General features: G+C 67.4%; 22 protein-coding genes and 1 pseudogene. 10 read left to right on the top strand and 13 right to left on the bottom strand.

The annotated features are described in order from the left end of the window. Positions 1 to 11: 11 nt before the first annotated feature. Positions 12 to 833, top strand: a complete 822-nt coding sequence (locus JWP83_RS24540) for an alpha/beta hydrolase (protein ID WP_297736211.1) — start codon at positions 12 to 14, stop codon at positions 831 to 833. 12 nt (positions 834 to 845) lie between these two features. On the opposite strand, the gene JWP83_RS24535 is transcribed toward JWP83_RS24540, so the two are convergent. Further along, entirely contained in the window at positions 846 to 1,748 is a 903-nt protein-coding gene (locus JWP83_RS24535) for an NAD(P)-dependent oxidoreductase (RefSeq protein ID WP_297736209.1), read from the bottom strand. A 228-nt stretch (positions 1,749 to 1,976) separates the two neighbouring features. Then, positions 1,977 to 3,161 (bottom strand): acyl-CoA dehydrogenase family protein, encoded by a 1,185-nt coding sequence (locus tag JWP83_RS24530; protein ID WP_297736207.1) that lies wholly within the window; start codon positions 3,159 to 3,161, stop codon positions 1,977 to 1,979. 242 nt (positions 3,162 to 3,403) lie between these two features. Here JWP83_RS24530 and JWP83_RS24525 point away from each other — a divergent pair, with 242 nt between their 5' ends. Beyond that, positions 3,404 to 3,781 (top strand): NYN domain-containing protein, encoded by a 378-nt coding sequence (locus JWP83_RS24525; RefSeq protein WP_297736205.1) that lies wholly within the window; start codon positions 3,404 to 3,406, stop codon positions 3,779 to 3,781. Positions 3,782 to 4,070: 289 nt separating this feature from the next. On the opposite strand, the gene JWP83_RS24520 is transcribed toward JWP83_RS24525, so the two are convergent. Together JWP83_RS24520 and tpx are read right to left on the bottom strand one after the other, a co-directional pair. Then, positions 4,071 to 4,268 (bottom strand): hypothetical protein, encoded by a 198-nt coding sequence (locus JWP83_RS24520; protein ID WP_297736203.1) that lies wholly within the window; start codon positions 4,266 to 4,268, stop codon positions 4,071 to 4,073. 125 nt (positions 4,269 to 4,393) lie between these two features. Beyond that, a complete protein-coding gene (gene tpx / locus JWP83_RS24515) occupies positions 4,394 to 4,888 on the bottom strand; it encodes a thiol peroxidase (protein WP_297736201.1) in 495 nt (164 codons plus the stop codon). A gap of 109 nt (positions 4,889 to 4,997) precedes the next feature. Between tpx and JWP83_RS24510 the strand changes: the two genes are divergently transcribed. The 6 genes from JWP83_RS24510 (at position 4,998) to JWP83_RS24485 (ending at position 8,519) form a co-directional block, all read left to right on the top strand. Continuing rightward, entirely contained in the window at positions 4,998 to 5,948 is a 951-nt protein-coding gene (locus JWP83_RS24510; protein ID WP_297736198.1) for a GlxA family transcriptional regulator, read from the top strand. A gap of 19 nt (positions 5,949 to 5,967) precedes the next feature. After that, a complete protein-coding gene (locus tag JWP83_RS24505; RefSeq protein ID WP_297736196.1) occupies positions 5,968 to 6,732 on the top strand; it encodes a DJ-1/PfpI family protein in 765 nt (254 codons plus the stop codon). A 119-nt stretch (positions 6,733 to 6,851) separates the two neighbouring features. Beyond that, on the top strand, positions 6,852 to 7,409 hold the full coding sequence (locus tag JWP83_RS24500; RefSeq protein ID WP_297736194.1) for a TIGR03086 family metal-binding protein: 558 nt from the start codon (positions 6,852 to 6,854) through the stop codon (positions 7,407 to 7,409). Further along, positions 7,406 to 7,720: a helix-turn-helix transcriptional regulator gene (locus JWP83_RS24495; RefSeq protein WP_297736192.1), complete on the top strand. Its 315-nt coding sequence runs from the start codon at positions 7,406 to 7,408 to the stop codon at positions 7,718 to 7,720. Before JWP83_RS24500 ends, JWP83_RS24495 begins: the two co-directional genes overlap by 4 nt. Beyond that, positions 7,717 to 8,184: an SRPBCC family protein gene (locus JWP83_RS24490; RefSeq protein ID WP_297736190.1), complete on the top strand. Its 468-nt coding sequence runs from the start codon at positions 7,717 to 7,719 to the stop codon at positions 8,182 to 8,184. The genes JWP83_RS24495 and JWP83_RS24490 overlap by 4 nt, the downstream gene beginning before the upstream one ends. Further along, positions 8,181 to 8,519, top strand: coding sequence for a hypothetical protein (locus tag JWP83_RS24485; protein WP_297736188.1), 339 nt, complete (start codon positions 8,181 to 8,183; stop codon positions 8,517 to 8,519). The genes JWP83_RS24490 and JWP83_RS24485 overlap by 4 nt, the downstream gene beginning before the upstream one ends. A 7-nt stretch (positions 8,520 to 8,526) precedes the next feature. Here the strand turns inward: JWP83_RS24485 and JWP83_RS24480 are convergent, their stop codons facing one another. Next, entirely contained in the window at positions 8,527 to 9,003 is a 477-nt protein-coding gene (locus JWP83_RS24480) for a nuclear transport factor 2 family protein (protein WP_297736186.1), read from the bottom strand. Positions 9,004 to 9,062: 59 nt separating this feature from the next. Here JWP83_RS24480 and JWP83_RS24475 point away from each other — a divergent pair, with 59 nt between their 5' ends. Then, positions 9,063 to 9,830, top strand: coding sequence for an SDR family oxidoreductase (locus JWP83_RS24475; RefSeq protein ID WP_297736184.1), 768 nt, complete (start codon positions 9,063 to 9,065; stop codon positions 9,828 to 9,830). A gap of 8 nt (positions 9,831 to 9,838) precedes the next feature. Here JWP83_RS24475 and JWP83_RS24470 read toward each other — a convergent pair whose 3' ends face one another. The 8 genes and pseudogenes from JWP83_RS24470 to JWP83_RS24435 form a co-directional block, all read right to left on the bottom strand. Further along, complete coding sequence (locus JWP83_RS24470) at positions 9,839 to 10,594, bottom strand: DUF2071 domain-containing protein (protein ID WP_297736182.1); 756 nt, start codon at positions 10,592 to 10,594, stop codon at positions 9,839 to 9,841. A gap of 34 nt (positions 10,595 to 10,628) precedes the next feature. Beyond that, positions 10,629 to 11,309, bottom strand: coding sequence for a hypothetical protein (locus JWP83_RS24465; protein WP_297736180.1), 681 nt, complete (start codon positions 11,307 to 11,309; stop codon positions 10,629 to 10,631). A gap of 50 nt (positions 11,310 to 11,359) precedes the next feature. After that, positions 11,360 to 13,195 (bottom strand): annotated as a pseudogene (locus JWP83_RS24460) (fatty acyl-AMP ligase). Positions 13,196 to 13,281: 86 nt separating this feature from the next. Next, positions 13,282 to 13,866 carry a TIGR03086 family metal-binding protein gene (locus tag JWP83_RS24455; protein WP_297736178.1) on the bottom strand — a complete coding sequence of 195 codons (585 nt, stop codon included), beginning with the start codon at positions 13,864 to 13,866 and terminating at the stop codon, positions 13,282 to 13,284. A 10-nt stretch (positions 13,867 to 13,876) separates the two neighbouring features. Continuing rightward, positions 13,877 to 14,863, bottom strand: a complete 987-nt coding sequence (locus JWP83_RS24450) for a sigma-70 family RNA polymerase sigma factor (RefSeq protein ID WP_297736176.1) — start codon at positions 14,861 to 14,863, stop codon at positions 13,877 to 13,879. 58 nt (positions 14,864 to 14,921) lie between these two features. Next, on the bottom strand, positions 14,922 to 15,665 hold the full coding sequence (locus JWP83_RS24445) for a DUF899 domain-containing protein (RefSeq protein WP_297736315.1): 744 nt from the start codon (positions 15,663 to 15,665) through the stop codon (positions 14,922 to 14,924). 58 nt (positions 15,666 to 15,723) lie between these two features. Beyond that, positions 15,724 to 16,470: an SDR family oxidoreductase gene (locus JWP83_RS24440; protein WP_297736174.1), complete on the bottom strand. Its 747-nt coding sequence runs from the start codon at positions 16,468 to 16,470 to the stop codon at positions 15,724 to 15,726. A 21-nt stretch (positions 16,471 to 16,491) separates the two neighbouring features. Continuing rightward, complete coding sequence (locus tag JWP83_RS24435) at positions 16,492 to 17,241, bottom strand: SDR family NAD(P)-dependent oxidoreductase (protein ID WP_297736172.1); 750 nt, start codon at positions 17,239 to 17,241, stop codon at positions 16,492 to 16,494. 344 nt (positions 17,242 to 17,585) lie between these two features. On the opposite strand from JWP83_RS24435, the gene JWP83_RS24430 reads away from it, so the two are divergent. Further along, positions 17,586 to 18,985, top strand: a 1,400-nt coding sequence (locus tag JWP83_RS24430) for a TIGR00366 family protein (RefSeq protein WP_297736169.1), incomplete at its 3' end; no start/stop codon positions are given.

The raw sequence follows: 18,985 nt of genomic DNA, 5'->3' as shown, positions 1-18,985 counted from the left end.
TGTCCCAGGCCATGGCAGATGAGATGCATTTCGTCGAAGCCAACGGGCTGAGATTCGCCTACCTGGAGGACGGCTCGGGGCCGCTCGTCCTGTTGCTGCACGGGTTCCCGGACACGGCGCACACCTGGGACGATCTTCGCCCGCGCCTCGCCGCCCAGGGCTACCGCGCGGTCAGCCCGTATATGCGCGGATATCACCCCAGCGCGATGCCCGCCGGGGATGCCGATCAAGAAACGTTGGCGCGCGATCCGCTCGCGCTGATCGAAGCGCTCGGCGCCCGCGAGGCCATCCTCATCGGGCATGACTGGGGAGCCGCGGCCGCCTACGGTGCGGCCGCACTCGGGCCGGATCGAGTCAAAAAGCTGTTCGTCGTCGGCATTCCGCACCCTGGGGCGCTGAGGCCGTCGCCGAAGAAGCTCTGGGGCGTCCGCCACTTCGCGGCGTACAAGTTGCCGGGAGCGGCGGACCGATTCGCGCGCAACGACTTTGCGGCGCTGCCCGCCATTTGCCGGCGCTGGTCCCCGACCTGGAACCCGGATCCCCGGGAGTTCGACGCGGTCCGCGCGAGCTTCTCAAACCCGGCGAGCTTGAACGCGGCCTTCGGCTACTACCGCAAACTCTCCCCCATACCCAGCGCGTCACTGAAGGCGAAGATCAAGGTGCCAGTGGTCGCCTTTGCGGGGCTGGACGACCCGATCGCCGAGCCATCCGACTACCGGGGCGCCGCGCGAATGTTCGAGAACGACTACCTCATCGAGGAGGTCCCCGGCGGACATTTCATGCACCGGGAGCATCCCGAGGCGTTCGCCGAACGGCTCTTGGGTCATCTGTGAGTGGGGCCGGCCCTACGTGCCGACCAGCTCGGGGTGGAACTTCGCCGCCATCCGGCGCAGCCCGTCCTGCCAGTCGACCGTCGTGCCGCCGATGAGCTCATGCATGCGGGTCACGTCGGTGGGATTGCCGCGCAGCGCCTGCTCGCTTGCCTCGAATACGGGCTCCTTGCCGACGAGCGAGCCGAGGTAGCCGCACCACTCCTGGAGGCTGACGGCCTGGTCGCCACACCAGTTGACCGTGGTCGCCGGCACCGATGCCGCGTCGAGCAGCTTCGGCAGCGTTGCGATGATGTCGTCCTCGTGGATCGGGTTGTAGCGGGCCGGTCCGCCGGGCGGGACCGGGATCGGGATGCCGGCCAGCATCATCTCCATGTGGTAGTAAGGCCACCCGCCGTTGTCGCCGTACGGGACGTTGAGGCGGGCGATGACGGTGGGCACGTCGAGGATGCGCGCCATCGACCGGGCGACGACTTCCCCCGCGACCTTGGAGATCGAATAGGTGGGGAACAAACACTTGTGGTTGTCACCCAGGGCGGATCGCTCGGTGCGGGGTTCGTCATCGGGCGGGTCATACACGGCGGCCGAGGAGCAGTGCAGGAAGGCCTTCGCACCGCGGCAGTGGGCCATCAGCAGGCCGACGGACTCGGCGTTGGCCCCGAGGTCCGTGTCCCAGTCCCCGCTCTTGGCCACCGCCAAGTTGAGGACGTAATCGAAATCACTTGGGAGACCGGTGAAGTCCTCGGCTGCCAGGTTGACCGTCTGGCACCGAATCCCCGCATTTTCGAGGCCTTCTCGCGCCGCGGGATTCGTGAAGCGGGCGACCCCCCACACCTCGTTGTCGGCCGCGAGCGCCAGGGCGATGGGAGTGGCCAATTGACCGGTCGGGCCGGTGATCAGGATCTTGGATCCGCGCATGCGCTGATAGTAAGGAGGGCCGGTGGTCCCTACCCCGCGGGGTACCCCGACTTTCGCGCATTGTGCTCGGCAGTTGGTGCCGCGGCGTGACAGGAGCACTCTGCACATGGAATCGACGTCGATCAACCCGGCCGCCGCCGCCATCGGATCGCGATCGGTCGACGTCACGAGGACCAAGACGAGAGCGACGGTGACAATCCCGGCAAGCCGCAACCGGGTGAGCGCCTGCTACAGCCCCGGCTGGTCGTCGATGATGCCCAGCCAGATCTGCGCCACGTCGATGGCCACCTTCTCGCTGATGAAGGCGTGCTGGGTTCCGGTGTAAATGTCGCGGAACGCGCGCTCCAGGCGGCTGCCCTCGCGGATCGAGCTGGTGCCCGCCACCAGATGGGCCCACTCGGCGCAGCCCCGGGCCGTGTCGGTGGCATAGACGGCGGCGACCCGCATGTCGGCGCGCAGGGCCGATGTCAGGTCTTCGCCCGCGGCAACGGCGGCCTCGGCGGTGGTGAACGCGTCGAGCACCAGGAGGCGGGCGGCGCGCCAGGCCGCCCGGTGGTGTGCCAGCCCCTTCTGGAAGGTCGGGCGGCTGGCAAGGGACGCCATGTCGCTCATCCGGAACTTCGTCGCGGCCAGTTCCTGGACGTCGTCGAGCATGCTTTTGGAAACACCCAACGCCCACGAGGCGTGACCGGCGGCGGTGACGGGCATCAGCCCCATGCGCGTGGCCGGCGACGTGCCGCGGTACGGCTGCCGGACGAACAGCTCGAAGCTGCGGCTGGAGGGCACGAATACGTCCTGCGCGCTGTAGTCATAGGAGCCAGTTCCCTTGAGCCCCTGCACGTACCAGCCGTCGTCGAAGCTGATCTGGTCGCGCGGGATTACGGCTACACGCATTTCCGGGAAGCCCTCGCTGATCCAACGCATCTCGCCGTCGTCCATCGGCAGGAACCCGGCGGCGATGTATTGCGAGTGGCCGATGCCCGAGCCGAAGTTCCACGACCCGTTCACCAGATAGCCGCCGTCCACCGCGGCGCCCTGTCCGTTCGGAAAGAACTGGCCGCCCAGGGTCACGTGGTTGTCGTGGGCGGTGAACACCTCCGCGAAACCCTCGTCGGGCAGATACGCCGAGGCGGCGAACGACGACGGCAGGTTGGCGATGCCGATCCACCCGAACGACCCGTCCTGCCAAGCCATTTCGATCCAGGTTTCGATCATCTCGGCAAACGATGGCTCGACGCCGCCGGCCGCGACGGGGTTGAACGCGGACATCAGCCCGCTGGCCCACATCTCGTCGACGATCGGCGAGGTGAGCGTGCGCGCCCGCTCGGACTCGGCGGCTTCGGCCTGCACAAGGTCGCGCATGCCGCGGGCCAGCGAAACCACCCGATCATCCGTGTCGGCTATCGACGTCATTGTCGTTTCCCATCATCGATTACGGTGCGACGGCATCAGCCTTTTTCGCGCTGCCATACCGTAGACGCCGCGCATTGCTCGACAAACAATACGGTGGCAAGGCCTCGGCGACCACCACGCCCGATGCCGATCGCCGCGCTCTTGTTGTGGCGCGGCGTGTTCAGTCTCGTTTTGGTGTTTACGAAACGGCCGCCACGCAAGCCCTTTCATAAGCCGGAACTGGTATGCCCTACCGTGTCTTTGTGCGCTGGATCGTCGACGGCATGAACGTGATCGGGAGTCGCCCCGACGGTTGGTGGAAGGACCGCGGCCGGGCCATGGTCGCGCTGGTGGAAAAGCTCGACCGATGGGCATCAGTGCAAGGCGAAGACGTGACCGTGGTGTTTGAGCGACCGCCGGCAACCGCGATCACCTCATCGGTGATCGAGATCGCGTATGCCCCGAAGGCGGCCGCCAATTCGGCCGACGACCAGATCGTCCGGCTGGTGGAAGCGGACGCCCGGCCGCAGGAGATTCGGGTCGTGACATCGGACAAGGGGCTGGCCAGTCGGGTCGCAGCCCTGGGCGCCACGGTCTACCCCGCGGCAAGCTTCCGTGACCTGATCGACCCGCGCGGCTGAAGGCCTCGGCGGAGTCAGCGGTGCACGTCAACCTCAAGCAGGCGGTGCTGCTCCCCCGACGGGAAACGGACGATGCGCGTGATCCGCACCCCGGCCGTCGAAAGATCGAAACCTCAACATCTTTCGGCGAAGGAGGGGCGGCGCCGGGCGCTGGCCGCCACGGGCGATCAGCCGGGGCCGGTTACGACGGACGGCTTCTGACGTCGAAGTCGACCCGCTCACCGTCAACCTTGGTGATGCGCATGTGCGCGGTGTACGGCTTGCCCTCCGGGCCGGTGAAGTGGCAGTCCTACTCCTGGCCGGCCTTGGCTTCCACGCCCGACGGGCAGCTCACGTCGGTCGGATGAAAGCCTGTCTGGCTCGAGACGACACCGACGACGGATTGGGCCGCGCCGTCGGGTTTGACCGTCGCCTTCGCGGAACACGCGGTCAGGAGGAGCGCAGTTGCGAGCGTGCCCGCCGCCGCCCGCTCGACAATGTTGGTCATTGCTCAGCCGCCATTCCGGCGATTGACGATCGTGATCGGATCGCCAGGCTAACACACAATGGCGGCGATACCGGCGATACAGCAGCTCAGAGCGGTGGGCCGTGTTGCGCCGCAAACGGACGGTGTCAGCCCACCGCCGCCAGTGCCGCGTCGTAGTCCGGCTCCTGCGCGATCTCCGGCACCAACTCCGTGTAGGCGACGTTGCCGTCGGCGCCGATCACGACGACCGCCCGGGCGAGCAGCCCGGCCATGGGGCCGTCGACGATGCTGACGCCGTAGTCCTTGCCGAAGCTGTCCCGGAACGCCGAGCCCGTCTTGACATTCTCGATCCCCTCCGCGCCGCAGAACCGCGCCTGCGCGAACGGCAGATCGTTCGACACGCACAACACGGACGCACCGGTCGCGGCGGCACGCTGGTTGAAGGTCCTGACGCTGGTCGCGCACACCGGTGTGTCGATGGACGGAAAGATGTTCAGCACCACGGGCTTACCGCTGTACTGGTCGGCGCTGACCGCGCCCAAGTCCGTGCCGGTCAAATTGAAGGCCGGGGCCGGAGATCCGACGGCAGGAAGCTCGCCCACGGTGTTGATCGGGTTTCCACGCAAGGTTATCTGTGCCATGGCCACAGTCTGCCAAGGCCGGCGGGGCCGCCTTGGGTCAGGTCCACATGTCCTAATTCGTGGGGTACCCGACGTAGACGCCACCGGCCCGCTGGCCAAGACTGAATCCATGGCTCGCAGTGTGGTGATCGTCGGCTTTCCGGGCGTTCAGGCGCTCGATGTGGTGGGACCCCACGACGTGTTCAGCGGTGCATCGCTGCTGACCGGCGGCGGGTACGACGTCGTCATGTCGTCGGTGGACGGCCAGCCGGTGACCACCGCCACCGGGCTGGCCTTCCTCGCGACGCCGCTGCCCGACCCGAGCGAACCCATCGACACCGTCGTGCTGCCCGGCGGCGGCGGTGTCGACGCGGCACGATCCGATCCCGAGTTGGTGGGCTGGATCAAGAGGGTCACCGGAAATGCCCGCCGCGTCGTCACCGTCTGCACGGGCGCGTTCCTGGCCGCCGAAGCGGGGCTGCTGGACGGCCGGCGGGTGACCACGCACTGGGCGTTCGCCGGGCGTTTGGCCCGCGAGTTCCCCGCCGTCGACGTCGATCCCGACCCGATCTATGTCCGCAGCTCGGACACGGTCTGGACGGCCGCGGGCGTCACCGCGGGAATCGACCTCGCGCTCGCCCTGGTCGAGGACGACCACGGCACGGAGGTCGCGCAGACGGTCGCGCGCTGGCTCGTCCTGTATTTGCGGCGCCCAGGCGGGCAGACACAATTCGCGGCGCCGGTGTGGCTGCCGCGCGCCAAACGCACCTCGGTCCGCCAGGTGCAGGAGGCTATCGAGGCCGAACCTGGCGCGCAGCACAGCGTCGGCGACCTGGCCCGCCGCGCGGCGATGAGCCCGCGCCATTTCACGCGGGTGTTCACCGACGAGGTCGGTGAGGCGCCCGGCCACTACGTCGAGCGCATCCGCACCGAAGCCGCGCGCCGGCAGTTGGAGGAGACCGACGACACCGTCGTCGCCATCGCCACCCGGTGCGGCTTCGGCACCGCGGAAACCATGCGACGCAACTTCATTCGTCGCGTCGGTATCTCCCCGGACCAATACCGCAAGGCTTTCGCCTGATCAGAAAAGGAACCCCCCGATGTCCCAGACCCAGATCGCAATCGTGGCCTACCCCGGATTCACCGCGCTGGACCTGATCGGCCCCTATGAGGTGCTGCGAAACCTGCCGGACGCCGAGGTGAGATTCGTGTGGCACGAATCCGGACCGATCACCGCCGACTCCGGAGTACTGGTCATCGGCGCCACCCATTCGTTGGCCGAAACCCCTTCCCCCGACGTGATTCTGGTGCCCGGAGGCCCGTCGACCCCGGTGCACGCACGCGACGAGGCGCTGCTCGAGTGGCTGCGTCGGGCCCACCGGACCGCGAGCTGGACGACGTCGGTGTGTTCGGGGTCGGTGATCCTGGCGGCAGCCGGCCTGCTCAAGGGGCGGCGCGCGACGTCGCACTGGCTGGCCATCCCGCTGTTGAAGGGATTCGGCGCCACCCCCGTCGCCGACGAGCGGATCGTGCACGAGGACAACATCGTTACCAGTGCGGGCGTGTCCGCGGGACTCGACCTCGCGCTCTGGCTGGCGGGCCAGATCGGCGGCGAAGGCCGCGCGAAGGCGATCCAGCTCGCGATCGAGTACGACCCGCAGCCACCGTTCGATTCCGGCCACATGTCAAAAGCGTCCGCGACCACGAAAGCCGCTGCCACCGCGCTGTTGTCGAAGGACAGCGCCAAGCCGGCCAACCTGAAGGCCACCACGATGCTCGCGTGGGAGCAGGCGCTGGCGGGGGTCCGGTCGCGCCGACGCAGGCGGGCCGCACCCGCCACTTCGGTCCCGTCCAGCAAGGCATGATGCGACTCCGAAAACCGATAGCGCATGCGCTAACTTGCGGGGTCGGTGATGTCGCGGCACCGGACGCGACGGGACCACACGACTTGACAGGATTGTTTAGCGACCCCTAAATTTAGGAGATGCTTAACACCGGTCTGCCCGCTCCCCTGCTGCTGTACCGCGCCGCGACAGATCGAGCCGTGGCAGTCGTGGAGGCGGTCGGACACGACCAACTCGGCTTGCCGACGCCCTGCTCAGAGTGGACGGTGCAGCACCTGATCGATCATCTGGTCGGCGGCGCCGACTACCTGCTCGCAGCGGCAACGGGTGTGGAGGCAGCCGGGCCGGGTGCGCCCGGCACCAAATACCGAACGTGTGTGGACCGCGTCCTGACCGCCCTGGAATTGCCCGGCGCGATGGAGCGCGTGTGTGTCTCACCGCTCGGCTTCGAGTGGTCGGTGGCGGACGCCGTCGCCGGCACGTTCATGGACGTGCTGATCCACACCTGGGACCTGGCCCGCGCGACGGCTCAGGGTGAACGCCTCGACACGACCCTGGTGGAGGCCTGCACCGCGATGTTCCTACCCGAAATGCCAAGACGCGGACGGGAAGCCGGGATAGTCGGTCCGGAGGTCGTGCTCGGTGAGGGCGCGCCGGCGCAGGATCGGCTGCTGGCGGCCATGGGCCGCACACCGTGACCGAGCCGGCCGTTGAGGCCGCGATCAGGGCGCTGGCCCACCCCGGCCGTCGGACCATGCTGCGTTTGGTATGGGACCAAGAGCGACCCGCATCCGCGCTCGCCGAGGCGGCGGGTCTGTCGAAATCGGCTGCGAGCCAGCACCTCAAGGTCCTGCGCGACGCGGGATTGATCGGCGTGCGTGTCGATGCGACCCGGCGGCTGTATCGCGCCGACCTGGCCCGGGTCGCGGAGGTGGCGGCGCTGCTGGACGACTTCTGGGCCGCGCCGCTGCAACGGCTGCGCGCGGCCGCGGAGAGCGACTCGCTATGAAGTTGGTGATCCAGCAGCTCGTGGTGCGCGCCCCCGCCGAGCGTGTCTTCGAATTGTTCACCGACCCGCTGCAATTCGGGCGATGGATGGCCGAGGACGCAATCCTCGACGCCACGCCGGGCGGCGTCGTCCGCTGGACACATCCCAACGGCGACACCGTGTCCGGCCGCTACGTCGAGGTCGAGCCGCCGCGACGGATCGTGTTCACCTACGGCTGGGAGCGGGCCGACGTCGGGATCCCGCCCGGCTCAACCACCGTCGAGATCGATCTCATTGCGCAACCGGATGGCACCACGGTTGTCAAACTGGTGCATCGTGGTCTCGAAGATGGCGCCGCGGACGCTCACGACGGCGGTTGGGCTCACTACCTCGACCGGCTTCGCCGCACCGCCGAGGGTGACGACGCCGGCGCCGATCCATGGGCCGACCGCCGGGTGCCAAGTCGCGAGGAGCTCCATCGGTGAGCGACAAGTTCACCGAAACTAGCTTCTGGGCGTTCGCCGAACCGCTGTTGACCGCCGCCACGGTCACCCGCTCGACAATGATGGGCCTTCCCTGCCTGCGTGCCAGCGGCCGCTTCTTTGCCTCGTTCGACCGGCGGAGCGCCGCCCTCATCGTCAAGCTGCCCACAGCCAGGGTGAACGAACTCATCGAATCCGGTGAGGCCGAGCCATTCGCGCCCTCGGGCCGGCTCTTTCGGGAATGGGCCTCCATCGACTCTGGCCGCTCCCAAACCTGGTCCTCGCTTCTCCGCGAGGCCCTGGCGTTCGTCGCGGCCCAAGGGGATTCGGGCGATTAGCTCCGCGCTAAGCGTTGGGCTGCAGGATCTCGGTCGAGGCGAGCTGGCCGCCGGCCTGCATCCAGGCGGCGATAGTCCGGGGCGCGTCGCGGTTGGGATTGTAGATGTCTTCCTCGCTGGAGAACAGGCCGTCACCGGCGTAGACGAGCCGAGTCCAGTTCGGGAACCAGAACGGCTCGCCGTTCGGGTCGGTCGGGTGGTCGAGCAGATTCTTGATCATCACGACGACGGCGTCGTTGTCGTCGTCGTAGGCAATCCAGTCATTGGGAAAACGCATGTGCGGGAACGGGGTCATCACCGCGACGATCCAGTCCCGCACCGCCTCCCGGCCGTGAAAGACGCCATAGTGATGCTCGGTGTAGACGACGTCCTGGGTAAAGAGATCCGCGAAAGGTCGCCAGTCGCCCGAGGAGCTGCACCCCTCGACGACGGTCGTGTAGTTTTCGACTGCTCGCCCGATTTCGGCCCTGGTGAATTTGCCCATAGCGGACAGACTAGAACGTGGTTGAAGTCGAAGGCGACGCTTCTGAATGGGGATATCCAATGAGTGTGCTGGACCTGTTTCAATTGCACGGCAAGAGGGCTCTGGTGACCGGGGCGTCCAGCGGCATCGGCAAGAAGGTGGCGCTGGCCTACGTTCAAGCCGGTGCCGAAGTGGCAATCGCGGCAAGGCATTCCGAAGTTTTGACGGAGGTCGCCGAAGAGCTCACCGCGGCGGGCGGCAGGGTGGTGCCCGTCTGCTGCGACGTGACCCGACCCGACCAGGTCGACGGCATGCTGGACCGGGTGACCGCGGAGTTGGGCGGCATCGACATTGCGGTCTGCAACGCCGGGATCATCACCCTCACCCCGATGCTGGAGATGCCGCTGGAAGAATTTCAGCGCATCCAGGACACCAATGTGACCGGCGTCTTCCTCACCGCCCAGGCGGCGGCCCGGGCGATGGTGCGGCAAGGACAGGGCGGGGTCATCATCAACACCGCTTCCATGTCCGGCCACATCGTCAACATCCCGCAGCAGGTGGGCCACTACTGCGCCTCCAAGGCGGCGGTCATTCACCTGACCAAGGCCATGGCTGTCGAGTTCGCGCCGCACAAGATCAGGGTCAACAGCGTCAGTCCGGGTTACATCCTCACCGAGCTCGTCGAGCCTTACGCCGACCTCCACGCGCTGTGGGAACCGAAAATACCGATGGGCCGCTTGGGTCGGCCCGAAGAACTCACCGGCCTATACCTGTACCTGGCGAGTGAGGCGTCCACCTACATGACCGGCTCCGACATCGTCATCGACGGCGGCTACTCCTGCCCCTGACCGCGCGGTCATCCGACGACGCAGCGGGGACCGAAGCGGGTTCGTACGCCGGGCGAAAACAAAGCCCGGAGGCGCTCGCCGGCGGGCCGTACCGCGCTCGCGGCCACCAGCTCGTCGCTCAGCTCGACGATCTCGGCCGCGCGCAGCGGCCACGGCGCGTGCTCGTTCGGCACCCACCAGGTCCGGCCGGCCCTGCGCGTATGCGCCCCCCAGCGGGCGGTAAGCCAGACCTCCAGTGCCGTCGGCTCAACCGCGTCACCGATGGCGATCGTCACCCGGCTGCGCAGGCCGCGCCCGGGCCAGCGGCGCACGCTGTCATACGTGATGTGGTCGCCGCGGCGCGTCACCCGCATCTTCGACCAGGCGTAGGGCACGCCGAGGCCGAGCCGGATCACGGGCACGATCGCCAGGCGAGCCGTTTCCAGCGATCGGAACAAAACGCCGTGCCGGCCGGCGTCATCGATCGAATAGAGCCGGACGTTGGTCTCCGCGAAGCCGCCGAAATACGGCAGCGGCAGTGCGGTGCCGACTTTGGTGCCGCTCAGTACGAACGGGACCAGTCCCACATAGGTCATGCCATCTGCGAACACGTCCGGCCGGGTCCCGGGCGGATACAGGCCCTCGACGCTCTCGGGCCGCACCGGCCAATGGATGAAGGTCAGCTCGTCCCAGCGCTGTTCGAAAGTGACTGGCCCGGGAAGCGCAGGTGGGGTGACCGAATACCCCGTCAGTTGCGCGTCCGGCAGGTCGGGGGTGGCGGCCATTCGACCATCGTGGCACGGCGAATGCCTTTGCGGGCTATCCCTCCAACTGACCGGAGATCCCGCGCTCGATGCTGGCCTGTGTCGTGGACGGCAACACGATGAGGCCCTCGAGTTCTTTGCGGGCCAGGTCGAAGGCTTTCTGGCGTTCCTGCGGCGCCGCAGCGGGATCCGACGCCACCCGCAACAGGCTCTGGGCGCGCGCAATCCGCTGCTGTCCCTCCCGCGAGAAGTCGCTGCGGCGTTTGCGCTTCGCCTCGGCCTCGGCGACGTTGAACGCGGTCACGTAGTCCTCGACCGCGGTTTGATACTGCGCCGCCGCCTCCCGGTCATCGAGGAGGTCTTCGGCTTTGACGGGGCGCAAGAAGTCCGCTCGGAGTTTGGCTCTGTGGAAACCGATCGTCAGCGGATCCCGCATGTCGGTCATCAGCGGGAAGTCGAGAAGTTTGGCGACGTCGAGTTCGTACTCGAGCCATCGGGCGTCGGTGCGGCCGTGCTCCTCGATGACGCGTCGCAGCGAACGCCATTGCGCCGCTTGGCTATTGACGCTGCTGTCGGTGGGCAGGCTCGGGGCTTGGGCCGTCCGCGCCCGATCGAATTCCGGGGGCTCCTCGGTGCGGCGCCTGTTGGCGCCGAACGCCCTCACCGCGGCGATGACCATGCCCGTCAGCGGCAGGATCACGATCAGGAGCTCCGCCAACCGGATTAGCAAACCCACACCGCCAGGATGCCACCACTGCGCCTTCCGGCGAGGGCAAGTCGCGCCCGCTAGTGCACGCCCAATGCGCCGCCGAGGTATTCGGCGCGGCAGGCCCGGCGGGCCAGTTTGCCGCTGGTGGTGCGTGGGATGGCACCGGCCGGCAGGAAACGCACGTCGGAGACCGTCACACCATGCCGGCGCGACACCGCGTTCCGGATCGCCTCGATCGCCGGGTGTGGATCGTCGCGGCCGGTACCGGGGGCGCGTTCGGCGATCACCACCAGGCGTTGCTCGCCGTCAGCTGGCACGCAGAATGCGGTCACATATCCACGCCGCACCATCTGCGAGGCTTCCGCGGCGGTGGCCTCGATGTCTTGCGGGTAGTGGTCGCGGCCCGCGATCGTGATGAGGTCGGCGATGCGGCCCGTAACGTAAAGCTCGCCGTCGAGGTACACCCCCAGGTCTCCGGTGCGCAGCCAGGTTCGTTCGGCCGTCGAGCCCTCGGCGTGACTGCCCTGCGCCAGCCGCGTCTGCAGCTTGGCGCCGAACGCCCGCCGGGTCTCGTCGGGCAGCCCCCAGTACCCGCGACCCACATTGGTGCCCTGCAACCAGATCTCGCCGACGTCACCGTCGGGCAGCTCGGATCCCGTGTCGGGGTCGACAATGACCGCCCATAGGCTGCGAGCGACCCGGCCGCAGGACACCTGCGCCACGGCGTCGGGGGCGTCCGCCCCGACGCGTACCGCGTGACCGGCGCTCAATTGTTCGCGGTCGAGGTATGCGACGGATGCCTCGGCGGCGGAATCGATGGTCGCGATCAGCAGGGTCGCCTCCGCGATGCCGTACGAGGGCTTGAAGGCGGTGCGCGGCAACCCATACGGGGCGAAGGCCTTGTTGAAGGTCCGGATCGCGTCGATGCTGACCGGTTCGGAACCGATGATCATCACCACATTGCTGAGGTCGACGGCGTCACCGGGCCCGGGCAGGCCACGCTGCGCCGTCCACTCGTAGGCGAAGTTCGGCGCGGCGGTCACCACCCGGCCCTCCCTCGACCCGGCGGACAGGGCGTGGATCCAGCGCAGCGGCCTGCGGACAAAGGCGGTGGGCGACATCAGGGTGGAGTGCCCGCCGTACACCGCGGGAAAGCCGATCATCGACAGGCCCATGTCGTGTTAGAGCGGTAACCAGCTGACGCCGTGGGTGTTCCGGTCCAGCAGGTCGATCGAGAGGATCATCTGCACGAGGTTGGTGCCGACCGCCCGGTGGGTGATCTCCACGCCGACCGGTGGCCGCGTCGAACCCGAGGTGTACTGCAGATGCGACACGCGGTCGACGTCCAGTTCGACGGGGACGAACAGCTCCCCCGCCGAGTCGGGGATCTGATCGATGACGATCAGGTGCGGCTTCCGCAGGTCCGGGAGGCTCGCCAGAAAGTTCTCGACCGCGTCCTTCGCCGCCGCCGTGGTGAAGACCGCGACGGGATCGGAGTCGCGAAGCGCGGTCTCCAGCCGTTCGGCGTGACCCGGCAGCTCGGGTGCGAATAACGGCACCGCGATGGCGCCCGCTTTGATCGCGGCGTAGAAGCCGGCGACGTAGTCGATGCCCTGCGGTGCCAAGATCGCCACCCGGTCGCCTTCGCCGGCGAACTTCTGCACCCGCGCCCCGATGGCCCGCAACCGGACCCCGAATTGGGCCCAGGTCACTTCGGAGGTGTGGCCTTCGGTGCGGGCGTAGTCCAGATAGCGATACGCCACGGCGTCACCGACATTGGCGATGTTGCGCTCGATGAGAGATATCAGGGTGGTGCCCGGCGGCAACGCGACGCCGCCGTCGGCGTCCAGGCAGTCCTCTATGAGAAGCATGCCTTGTGAAGCCGCGGCGTTGTGGCGGGTACCGCAATCCATACGCGCAGTCTAGGGGCCCGGCGGGGCAGGTCCGGGTTCCCGTGTCGCGCCCAGGCGGGCGCCTGCGCGACGAACCACGCCCGCACCTACCGACGGCCCGGTTGACGGCCGAACAGGGCAAGTAGCTGGTCACTTGGCGTGGCGGTCGGGGGCGACGCCAGCGGCTCGGCGAACACGTGCCCGGCCAGTCCGGCCTCAGCGAGGGGCGGCGAAACCCACAACAGGGCCGAGGCAACATTGGAGGGGATGGGGCGATCGGTCCGGCATGCCTGGGCGATATCCCACGAGTGCAGCACCATTTCGATCGCCCCAACGTAGACAACGATTTTGGCGGGAAGGGAGTGGCCCCGGATCTCACACCGGCGGCCCGCCGCCGGCAGCGAGGTCGACGCGAGCAGAAAGTCGACGATCCCGGCTCGCAGCGCGGCTATGGGATCGGAGGGGTCGGCGTGGGCCGCTGCGTCGGGTTCGGGGCCTCGGTCGAAGTCGCGAGCCCCCAGGACGTCGGTGACATCCGCCAATGAGGTGCGGAGATGACACAGCAGGCGACGCAGGTCCCAGTCGGGGCAGGGCGTCGGCGCCGACAGGTCGGCCTTGCGAACCAGGAGGAGGCTGCCGAACAGATACCGAGTCGCCTCGGCCAGTACGGGCAGGTCATCGGTGTCGGACACGGTCCGGTCCTCACCGCCTTGGTGCCGTGAACGTCTCGGGCAGCCCGAACTTGGCGACCAGCGTCGCGTCGTTGAAGGCAACGATGCGTGAGATGCGGCCGCCGATCAGCGACACCACGTCCAGGCCGTGGGCTTGAAAAGCACCGTCCGGCGTTCGCCTGTACATGGCGAACGCCGGGTCGCCGTTGGCGCGGGTGAGGGCCAGCCGCCATAGATCCGGTGTATGCAGCACCACCCGGGCCAGGAATCCGCGCACCGCATCCCGTCCGGTGAACCACGTTGGGATGGGCGGCATTTCGAGCTCGACGTCGGCGCGAAGCAGTTCCGCCAGTTCGTCGACGTTGGCGTGTTCGAAGGCCGCCATATACCGGTCGAGCACGCCGCGCAGCTCGGGTTCGGTAGGTTCGCCAAGCTCGTCGTACATCGGGCCGGCCTCGGCCAATCGTGCACGCGCGCGTTGCAAGGCGCTGTTGACGGCCGCCGTGGACGTCTCCAATATCTCGGCGACTTCGGCGGCCTGCCAACCCAGTACGTCGCGCAGCACCAGAACCGCGCGCTGCAACGACGACAAATGTTGCAGGGCAGCGACAAACGCCAGGCGGACGCTACTGCGCAGCGACACGACCACGGCGGGGTCGTCGGTGGCGCCGTACAGCATGCTGTCCGGGGCGGGTTGCAACCACGGGATGTCGGATTGCGCCGGGGCCAGCGGGGTTGCCGCACTGTCGGCCGGGGCGCTCAGCCCGGAGGGAAGTGGACGCCGCTTGCGCGTTTGCAACGTGTTCAGGTACGTGTTCGTCGCAATCTTGTAGAGCCACAACCGCACTGAGGAGCGGCCCTCGAACCTCTCGTAGGACTGCCACGCACGCAAATAGGTGTCCTGCACGAGATCCTCGCACTCGTCGACGGATCCGAGCATGCGATAGCAGTACGCCCGCAACTCGGGTCGATACCGCTCGGCGACTTGCGCGAAATCATCGCCACTGGCGGCCGGCATTGCCCACCTCACCTATCCCGCCGGAACTGGCGCCGAAGCGCCCGTGCGGGTAAGCCTTTCATGACCGGCGGCGCGATGGCCGGGGATCGTTGGGATTGTGCTCGCCCGGCTCGGGGTCTTCCCACCATTGCGCCGGCTGATCGCCGTATGCGTCGTGCCAGTTCCACCACGCATACGCGGGGCCCTGCGGGTAGCCGTCCGGAGAGTCTTCCCAATCCTCTTGGCGCCCAAGCGCGGTCATGTCCAGGTAGCTCCAGGTGGTTCCCAGCGCCTCGTCGCCGCGGTTGTTGATGAAGTAAGTGCGGAACACCCGTTCGCCGTCGCGGATGAACGCGTTGGTGCCGTGCCACTCGTCGACCCCGAAGTCGCGGTCGAACTCGTCGGTGATCGTGTACCACGGCATCCGCCACCCCATCCGGGCCTTCACCCGCTCGATGTCGGGCTGGCCGGCGCGGGAGGCGAACACCAGCGTGGTGCTGCGGGCGTTGAGGTGCGCCAGGTCGCCGATGTGATCGGCGATCATGGAGCAGCCGCGGCAGGCATGCTCGGGCCAGCCGTCCACCCCGGGCTCCAGGAATGCCCGGTAGACGACCAGCTGACGCCGACCCTGGAACAGGTCCAGCAGGCTCACCCTGCCTTCGGGCCCGTCGAACTGGTACGGCTCGTCCACCGCCAGCCACGGCATCCGACGGCGCTGAGCCGCCAGCGCGTCGCGGGCACGGAAAATCTCTTTCTCTTTGACCAGCAGCCGCTGGCGCGCGGCCTCCCACTCCTGCGCCGACACGATCGGGGGCGTTTGCATGTTCATGTCCAGCCTTTCGGTTGTGGTTTCACGGTTCTGGTAGCGCCGCGCCAAGCTCTCAGGGAATCTTCTGCAGGCCCGCGCCGGTCAACAAGTAGCTGGCAGCGACGCCGGCGGTGTCCGCCTGCGCCAGCTCCACGACAGCCGCGCCGGCCACCTGCGGGCTGACCAGTTCGCCGAGCTGCTTGACGTATTCCTCCTCGGATTGGCCGCCCCGGGCCGCGTACGCCCGCACGGCGGGGCGCCCGAGGTCGGTCAGGGGGGTGATGCGGGGCATCAGGGCCGTGAAGGTGATGCCAAGATCGGCGCGGTTCGCCTCGTCTTGGGCGTAACCGGTGATAAAGCGTTGGGTGGCTTTGGCGCCGGCGTACCCGCCGCTGAGCGGTGATCCGGCGAGCGCGGCGCCGCTGCTGAAAACCACCACCCTGCTCCCGGGGCGCAGCGGCTTGAGCAGGGCCTCGCGCAGCCAATGAAAGGCGATACGCACGTCGGTGTTCCAGTTGGCCGAGAACGTCTCCCAGGTGTGGTGTTGGAGCGGGCGAGGCAATGGGCTCGCCCCGGCCACCAGCACCAGAACCTGCGGATCGTATTGATCCAGGAGGCTGCCGGGCACCGATGGGTCGGCCGCATCGGCGACGACGGCTTGAATCCCGCCGGTGCCGTCGGTCGGGTTGGGATATGTCGTTGCGCTGCGGGACACGGCGATGACCGAGGCGCCGGCGTCGGCCGCGGCCGTCGCGATGCCGCGGCCCAGGCCCCGGCTTGCGCCCACGATAAGTGCGGTCTTGCCGGATAGTTTGTTCATCTCGTCCTCCTGGTGATGGTGTTAGGCGTGTGCCGTCGCGGGCGGTGCCGCCGACAGCAGCTGGGCGTATTGACGCTCCAGCTCCTTGGCCGGGCTGCTGTCCCAGCCCTCGGCAATGGATTGCGACACCGGATCGGGAAAGATGTCCTGTTCGTCGCGTTGCAGCGCGTCGAAGACGGCCGCCGCCACCGACCGCGGAGTGGCCTTCGGGATGTCGAGTTCGCGGGTCATGTCGGTGTCCACCGGGCCGGTGAAAACCGCGCAAACCCGCACACCACGGGGAGCCAGGAAAGCCCGCAGCGACTGGGTGAGGTTGAACGCGGCCGCCTTGGAGACCGAGTACGCCGGGATGAGCGGCAATGGCGCCAGTGCGTTGACCGACAGGTTGTTGATCACCGCTCCCCCGGAACGAATCAGCGCCGGCAGGAAGGCCTGCGTCACCGCGTAGGTGCCGAACAGGTTCACGGCAAGGTGCCGTTGGAGCATCGCGGGATCGCTCAGATCGTCGTAGACCGCGATGCCCGCGTTATTGATCAGCACGTCAAGCGATTCGGCTTGCGCGGCGGCCTCGCGGATCTGAGCCGCGTCGGTCACGTCGAGCGCCACCGGGACCACCCGCTCATCGGGAAACGAGATGGCGCCTCGCGTGCCCGCGTACACCCGCGTTGCCCCCCTGCGGAGCGCTTCCTCCACGAAGGCCCGACCGATGCCGCGGTTGGCACCCGTGACCAAGACTGATTTGCCTGCGAGTGTGTCCTCTGTCAAGCCCACGACAAGCCCCTTTCAACTGAAAAAGCCCCCGCACTGGGTGCGGGGGCGTCGATGATCCGTCCGAATGAGCCGATCGAGTCCGATCGAACTACATATAAAGACAGGTTTCGTCGCCGAAACTCATCGCGGTGGCGAGCATTGGTTCACTCGAGATGTGCGGCAGGACAGGCTGGCGCCCGAGGAGACGCCGGTGCGATCCTGTGGCCGCTCCGGTGACAATCGTGATTGTCATTGACTGCCAGCTTCCTGGAATTCACCTAACCGCAACCTGACTCGAGTTGCCTAAGGCAGGGTTTCGGCAAGCCAACGAGACCACGACATGGGCGAAGCGATAAAGGAAATCAATGACCACGGAAGAGGGCCGACGGGTCGAGCGGGGCGGCTTCATCCCGCGCCTCACCGCAGTGTGCGTCCGGTATGTCGAACGCCTCATGCCCGACCCCTATTTGTTCGCGGTCATCCTTACCCTCGTCGTGGTCGGGCTCGTCGCGCTGCTTGTCCGGGGCGCGACGCCCGGCGGCGTCCTCAAGGCGTGGTACGGCGGGGTGTGGGGAGCGCAGAACATCTACACCTTCGCGTTCCAGATGGTGCTCGTCCTCGTGACGGGTTACACGCTGGCCGAGGCGCCCATCCTGAAGCGGGCGATCATCCGCATCGCGAGCAAGCCGGCGAACCAGGTGCAGGGCGCCCTGCTGTGTTTCGGTGTCAGCACCGTCTTTTCACTACTGAACTGGGGACTCGGCCTGGTCGCGGGTGCGCTGGTCGCGCGCCAGGTCGCAAAACGGCTCGAGGGGGCACATTTCGGCTTTCTCATCGCCACCGGGTTCATGGGCTACATCGTGTGGACGCAGGGCCTGTCGTCGTCGATCGCGCTTGCCAACACCGACACCAGCAGCCCGATCAATGTGATTCACAAGATGACCGGCATGACGGTGCCGTTGACGCTGACGATTTTCCAGCCCTACAACTGGATCGCCGTGATCGCCGTGGTCGGCCTGCTCTCCATCGCGATCTGGCGCATGGAGCCCAAGCAGAGTCTCGAACCCGATCCAGCGGTTTTCAGTGAGGAGCCGGAACCGGCCACGCCCACCGGCAAGCAATCGGTGGCCGAGTGGCTAGAAAACCTATGGATCCTCAACGTCATTGTCTTCGCTGCGGGCATCACGTACTTCGTGCTGAGCGGCTTCGCGCTGAACATCTCGTCGATGATCATGTTGTTCACCGTCACGAGCGCGCTGCTGCACCGCACACCGATTCGCTTCATCCACGCATTCTCGGGCGCGGCGAAGGTATCCGGCCCGTTGTTGCTGCAGTATCCGCTATACGGCGGAATCGTTGGTCTGTTGGGTTATCTGCCTACCGGATCGGGCAAGGCGCTGCAGACGGTGCTCGCGGCGGCGTTGGTGCGGGGCGCGGACCAGTACACCCTGCCGTTCCTGACATTCATCGGCTCGGTCCTCATCTCGTTGTTCGTCCCTTCGGGCGGTGGGCACTGGGCGGTGCAGGGGCCGATCGCGGTTGGCTCGGCGCTGGCCATTGATCAACACTCGCCGGCCTACCTCGGGCTGATGTCGATGTCGGTCGCGGTCGGCGAAGGAGTCGCAAACATGATTCAGCCGTTCTGGCTGCTGCCGGTGCTCGCCATCGCGAAGCTCAATGTCCGTCAGGTGATGGGCTTTACGGTCATCGCCTTTCTCATCGGTTTCGCGGTCGCCAGCGCCGCCGTCCTCATTGCGCCCCACGT

Origin of the sequence: Mycobacterium sp. (genome assembly GCF_025965855.1) — a bacterium.
In the GTDB taxonomy this organism is placed as follows: domain Bacteria; phylum Actinomycetota; class Actinomycetes; order Mycobacteriales; family Mycobacteriaceae; genus Mycobacterium.
Note: the sequence above shows the minus strand (reverse complement) of the source record. Positions and strands in the feature narration are given on the sequence as shown.

Bases quoted from the DNA above. Each gene is read 5' to 3' on its own strand.
- JWP83_RS24540 (WP_297736211.1), top strand. From the start codon at position 12: ATGGCAGATGAGATGCATTTCGTCGAAGCCAACGGGCTGAGATTCGCC.
- JWP83_RS24535 (WP_297736209.1), bottom strand. From the start codon at position 1,748: ATGCGCGGATCCAAGATCCTGATCACCGGCCCGACCGGTCAATTGGCC.
- JWP83_RS24530 (WP_297736207.1), bottom strand. From the start codon at position 3,161: ATGACGTCGATAGCCGACACGGATGATCGGGTGGTTTCGCTGGCCCGC.
- JWP83_RS24520 (WP_297736203.1), bottom strand. From the start codon at position 4,268: ATGACCAACATTGTCGAGCGGGCGGCGGCGGGCACGCTCGCAACTGCG.
- tpx (WP_297736201.1), bottom strand. From the start codon at position 4,888: ATGGCACAGATAACCTTGCGTGGAAACCCGATCAACACCGTGGGCGAG.
- JWP83_RS24510 (WP_297736198.1), top strand. From the start codon at position 4,998: ATGGCTCGCAGTGTGGTGATCGTCGGCTTTCCGGGCGTTCAGGCGCTC.
- JWP83_RS24505 (WP_297736196.1), top strand. From the start codon at position 5,968: ATGTCCCAGACCCAGATCGCAATCGTGGCCTACCCCGGATTCACCGCG.
- JWP83_RS24500 (WP_297736194.1), top strand. From the start codon at position 6,852: ATGCTTAACACCGGTCTGCCCGCTCCCCTGCTGCTGTACCGCGCCGCG.
- JWP83_RS24490 (WP_297736190.1), top strand. From the start codon at position 7,717: ATGAAGTTGGTGATCCAGCAGCTCGTGGTGCGCGCCCCCGCCGAGCGT.
- JWP83_RS24480 (WP_297736186.1), bottom strand. From the start codon at position 9,003: ATGGGCAAATTCACCAGGGCCGAAATCGGGCGAGCAGTCGAAAACTAC.
- JWP83_RS24475 (WP_297736184.1), top strand. From the start codon at position 9,063: ATGAGTGTGCTGGACCTGTTTCAATTGCACGGCAAGAGGGCTCTGGTG.
- JWP83_RS24470 (WP_297736182.1), bottom strand. From the start codon at position 10,594: ATGGCCGCCACCCCCGACCTGCCGGACGCGCAACTGACGGGGTATTCG.
- JWP83_RS24450 (WP_297736176.1), bottom strand. From the start codon at position 14,863: ATGCCGGCCGCCAGTGGCGATGATTTCGCGCAAGTCGCCGAGCGGTAT.
- JWP83_RS24445 (WP_297736315.1), bottom strand. From the start codon at position 15,665: ATGCAAACGCCCCCGATCGTGTCGGCGCAGGAGTGGGAGGCCGCGCGC.
- JWP83_RS24440 (WP_297736174.1), bottom strand. From the start codon at position 16,470: ATGAACAAACTATCCGGCAAGACCGCACTTATCGTGGGCGCAAGCCGG.